This is a genomic window from Phytoactinopolyspora endophytica (assembly GCF_004138495.1).
GTDB lineage: Bacteria > Actinomycetota > Actinomycetes > Jiangellales > Jiangellaceae > Phytoactinopolyspora > Phytoactinopolyspora endophytica.
Map to the genome: position 1 here is coordinate 223,273 of NZ_ML142858.1, position 3,017 is coordinate 226,289.

Here is a 3,017-nt window from a genome sequence, read left to right on the forward strand (position 1 = left end):
TCGATGAAGTCCACGCCGTATGTCGCGTGCTCCTCGATGCCGGTGGCGACGGCGAACACGTTCGGGTCGAAGATGATCTCCGTCGGGTCGAAGCCCACCTGGTCCACCAGGATCCGGTACGCCCGCTCACAGATCGCGGTCCGACGCTCGTAGTTGTCCGCCTGGCCGTCCTCGTCGAACGCCATGACCACGACGGATGCGCCGTACTTCTTGCACAGCCGGGCCTGCTCGATGAACTTCTCCTCGCCCTCCTTCATGGAGATCGAGTTGACGATCGGCTTGCCCTGGACGTTCTTCAGCCCGGCTTCGATGACCTCCCACTTGGACGAGTCGACCATCACCGGGACCCGGCTGATGTCGGGCTCGGACGACACCAGCTTGAGGAAACGGTCCATCGCGGCGACGCCGTCGATCATGCCCTCGTCCATGTTGACGTCGATGACCTGCGCGCCGTTCTCCACCTGCTGCGCGGCGACAGAGAGCGCGGTGTCGTAGTCACCGTCCTTGATCAGGTTGCGGAACTTGGCCGAACCGGTGATGTTGGTGCGCTCACCGACGTTCACGAAAAGCGTGTCATTGGTGACGACGAACGGCTCCAGGCCGGACAGCCGCAGTGCCGGCGGGTTCACGACCGGCTCCCGTGGCGTCGCCCCGTCTACGGCGGTGGCGATCGCGCCGATGTGCTCCGGAGTCGTCCCGCAGCAGCCGCCGACCATGTTGACGAGGCCGGCTTCGGCGAACTCGGCCAGCACTCCGGCGGTGTCGGCCGGCGCCTCGTCGTACTCGCCGAACGCGTTCGGCAGGCCCGCATTCGGGTAGGCGTGAACGAATGTGTCGGCGATCCGCCCGAGATCGGCGAGGTAGGGCCGCATCTCTTTGGCGCCCAGCGCGCAGTTGAGGCCGACGATGAGCGGCTGCGCATGCCGCACGGAGTACCAGAACGCCTCGGTGACCTGCCCGGAGAGGGTGCGTCCGGACGCGTCCGTGATGGTTCCGGAGATGACGATCGGCCAGCGCCGGCCGGTCTCGTCGAACAGGGTCTGCACGGCGAAGATGGCGGCCTTCGCGTTGAGCGTGTCGAAGATGGTCTCGATGAACAGCAGGTCAGAGCCGCCGTCGACCAGGCCGCGAGCGGCGGTCAAGTACGCCTCGACCAGCTGGTCGAAGCTGGTGTTGCGCGCCGCGGGGTCGTTGACGTCGGGGCTGATCGAGGCGGTCCGGGTGGTGGGGCCGAGCGCTCCGGCGACGTACCTCTTCCGCCCGGTGGCTGCGGCGACCTCGTCGGCGACGTCTCGGGCGAGTCGTGCCGAGACGTGGTTGAGCTCGTAGGCGAGTTCTTCCATGCCGTAGTCGGCGAGCGAGATCGTGTTCGAGCTGAACGTGTTCGTCTCGATGATGTCAGCGCCGGCGTCGAGGTACTCCCGGTGGATGTCGGCGATGAGCTGCGGCTGGGTGATCGACAGCAGGTCGTTGTTGCCCACTACGTCACTGGGCCAATCGGCGAATCGCTCGCCTCGGTAGCCCGCCTCGTCGGGACGGTCACGCTGGATCGCGGTGCCCATCGCACCATCGAGAATGACGATTCGCTCGTTCAGCAATGCGGTGAGCTCGTCGGTCGCGTCCGGAGTCCAGTGCTGCTCTGCGGCCATACCACGGTCCTCCCGTCGTCGGAAGGCGTCCTTGTTGCGAATGTCGCCGAGCGTGGCGGGACTCCCACCGTCGCGAGGCCCGTTGCAACGCCCCTCGGCGCCATCCAACCTTACCTGGACCTGCCCCCTGGGTGGAACCGGGACGCCGGTACGTCCCCTGAGCAGGGGCGTCTATCGGTGCTCGATAATCACGACGTCGAAGCCGTGAGTGCAGGCCATGTGCTGATGCTGCCCCGAGAGGGCGGCCTCATCACTGGTGGCTTGGGGCCTGGTTCGCGGCGCGGTCGAGGAGTTCGTTCAAGAGTGTGCGTTCGCCCGTGCTGTAGAGGTCCGCGGCTTGGTCAAGCACGGCCTTGAAGCTCACGGCCCGTTGGGCCGTGCTCGCGGGACTGCCCGGGTCCGGTGCGGTGATCGCCGCGATGATCGTGTCCCGCAGGCGGTCGATGAGGCTGAGATCGCGTTGCTCGGGCGGTGTTCCGATGAGGTTCAGTGTGAGTCCGACACCCGCGGAGTGCACCATGCCGACGGCGGTCTCCACGCCGACGACGAGCCGGCCCGCGACCGCGACGCGTTCGACGAGCATCCGGAGCCGCTGCAGTGCTTGCTCAGAGGCCCGGCTTCTCTGCCCGGGGTTGGGCTGGCCGTACATGAGTAAGTAGTGCGCCGGATTCTCCAGCCCGAACTCGACATGTGTGGCCCACCCGCGGCGCAGATCGTCCACTGGATCTTCGGAGAGCGCCTGGCTGTGCTTCTGTTCGAGGTATCGCGCGAATCCGTCGGACGCGACGGCCTCGAGCAGCCCGTTCATGTCGTTGAACAGGCGGTAGAGCGTCGGGGGCTGAATCCCGGCCGCCGCGCTGACGGCACGCGTCGTCACCCCGTCGCGGCCCTCGTCTCCAAGTAGCTTGGCCGCGGCGTCGACGATCCGCCGGCGGACCTCTTCCCGATCGCTCATGTATCCAACGATAACAGAAAAACGGTATCGGCTGTTGCGGAATCGACGATGTGCTGTTAGCGTTAGCATCGATAACAGGAGGTGGCTATGAGTCGATCGCCAACGAAGCGGTCCGTTCCGATGTTCTTGCTTGCCGCTGTCGTGGGTCTCGGCACGGCCGCGTGCTCTTCCGGCTCCGGATCTGGAGATGACGCGAATCAACCAAACGCTCAGGCGATAGCGCCGACACGGGAGACGTCACCCAATCCGGGCGCGTCACGCACGCCGGACGATTCACCGACCCTGGAGGCGTCAACCGCGCCGGACGGAGCGCTGTGGATCGTGACATCGAACACCGACGAGGCGACCTGGGGTGGCACCGACCCACGGCCCGGCGACGACCGCATCCTGCGCGTCGAACTCATCCAGCCGAC

The 3,017-nt window shown here is 66.3% G+C and carries 2 protein-coding genes and 1 riboswitch; both genes read right to left on the reverse strand.

The features are described 5' to 3' along the window. The coding region (locus tag ELR45_RS41135) for a homocysteine S-methyltransferase family protein (RefSeq protein ID WP_240759907.1) at positions 1–1,649 on the reverse strand (1,649 nt) is incomplete at its 3' end. A 16-nt stretch (positions 1,650–1,665) separates the two neighbouring features. Beyond that, a riboswitch (S-adenosyl-L-homocysteine riboswitch) is annotated at positions 1,666–1,751 on the reverse strand. Positions 1,752–1,899: 148 nt separating this feature from the next. After that, positions 1,900–2,604, reverse strand: a complete 705-nt coding sequence (locus tag ELR45_RS20050) for a TetR/AcrR family transcriptional regulator (protein ID WP_129667935.1) — start codon at positions 2,602–2,604, stop codon at positions 1,900–1,902. Positions 2,605–3,017 lie beyond the last annotated feature (413 nt).